2 protein-coding genes are annotated in these 1,798 nt (G+C 72.6%); both read left to right on the top strand.

The window, feature by feature from the left end; genetic code table 11:
- Positions 1 to 1,116 (top strand): glycerate kinase type-2 family protein (locus tag QWY76_RS18140; RefSeq protein WP_290312891.1); only part of this gene is annotated, 1,116 nt, incomplete at its 5' end.
- Positions 1,113 to 1,798, top strand: a 686-nt coding sequence (locus tag QWY76_RS18135) for a pyruvate kinase (RefSeq protein ID WP_290312890.1), incomplete at its 3' end; no start/stop codon positions are given. The genes QWY76_RS18140 and QWY76_RS18135, both read left to right, overlap by 4 nt.

Genomic DNA, 1,798 nt, shown 5'->3' with positions numbered 1-1,798 from the left:
GAACGCGCCTGGCAGGCGCGCCATCCCGAGGCGCCGCTGTCCGGCCTGGTGGTGACCCGCTACGGCCATGGCGCCGAGTGTCGCCATATCGAGGTCCTCGAGGCCTCGCACCCCATGCCCGATGACCTGAGCGAGCAGGCCGCCCGGCGGATGCTCGAGGCCGTCGCGGACCTGGGCGAGGACGACCTCGTCATCGCCCTGATCTCCGGCGGCGGCTCGGCGCTGATGACCCTGCCCGCGCCCGGCATCCGGCTTGCCGAGAAGCAGGCCATCAACAAGGCGCTGCTAAGAAGCGGTGCGCCCATCCGCGAGATCAATACCGTGCGCCGGCACCTGTCGGCCATCAAGGGCGGCCGGCTGGCGGCCGCCGCGCACCCGGCCCGGGTGCTGACCTGGCTGATCTCCGACGTCCCCGGCGACGAGGCCTCGCTGATCGCCTCCGGGCCGACCCTGCCGGATGCCAGCACCCCCGCCGAGGCCCTGGCGATCCTCGAGCGTCATGGCATCGAGATCTCCGCTGCGGTGCGCCGTCAACTGCAGGCCAACAGCGAGGCGCCACACCCCGAGGACCCGGCCTTCGCCCGGGACCAGAGCGAGATCCTGGCCCGTGCCCGCGACGCCCTGGCCGCCGCCCGTGCGGCCGCCGAGGACGATGGCGTCGAGGTGCGTCTGCTGGGCGACGACCTCGAGGGCGAGGCCCGCGAGCTGGGCAGGGCCCAGGGCCGCATGGCCCTGGCTGCCCAGGACGGCCTCACCCGGCCGCTTGTGATCCTGTCCGGCGGCGAGACCAGCGTGACGGTCAAGGGGGACGGTCGTGGCGGGCGCAACGTCGAATACCTGCTCGGCCTGTTCGACACCCTGGAGGGCGCCGAGGGCATCCATGCCCTGGCCATCGACACCGACGGCATCGACGGCTCCGAGGACAACGCCGGCGCCGTGTTCGGCCCGGCCTGCTGGGCGCGCATGCGCTCGCTCGGCCTTGACCCGGACGCCTATCTATCCCGCAATGACGCTTATACTTTCTTCGAGGCGCTGGACGACCTGATCATGACCGGGCCGACGCGCACCAACGTCAACGACTTTCGTGCCATCCTGGTACTGCCGAGGAGCTCATGACGACACTGCCGCCCCATGCCCCGATCCACGAGCCGGTCCGCCGCACCAAGATCGTCGCCACCCTGGGTCCCGCCAGCGACCGGGAGGGCGTGCTCGAGCAGATGATCGCCGCCGGCGTCGACGTGGTGCGCCTCAACTTCTCCCACGGCTCGGCGGACGACCACCGCCGCCGGCTCGCCGCGGTGCGCGAGATCGCCGCCCGCCAGGGGCGCAGCGTCGCCGCCCTGGGCGACCTGCAGGGGCCCAAGATCCGCATCGCCCGCTTCCGCGACGGCGCCGTCGAGCTCGCCGAGGGCGCGCCCTTCGTGATCGACATGGCCCTCGACGGCGAGGCCGGTGACGCCGAGCGGGTCGGCTGCGACTACCAGGCCCTGGCCGACGACGTGGCCGCCGGCGACCGCCTGCTGCTCGACGATGGCCGGGTGGTGCTCGACGTCGAGCGGGTCGACGGCAGCGCCATCCACACCCGCGTGGTGGTGGGCGGCGCCCTGTCCAATAACAAGGGCATCAACAAGCAGGGCGGCGGCCTCTCGGCGCCGGCGCTGACCGACAAGGACAAGGCCGACCTCGAGACCGCCATCGCCATCGGCGTGGACTACCTGGCGGTGTCCTTCCCGCGCCATGCCGCCGACATGCAGGAAGCCCGCACGCTGCTCGGCGAGGCCGGTGCCGAGATCGGCCT

The sequence above is a fragment of the Halomonas maura genome, assembly GCF_030409305.1.
Taxonomy (GTDB): domain Bacteria; phylum Pseudomonadota; class Gammaproteobacteria; order Pseudomonadales; family Halomonadaceae; genus Halomonas; species Halomonas maura.
This window is presented reverse-complemented; position numbering and strand designations above follow the sequence as displayed.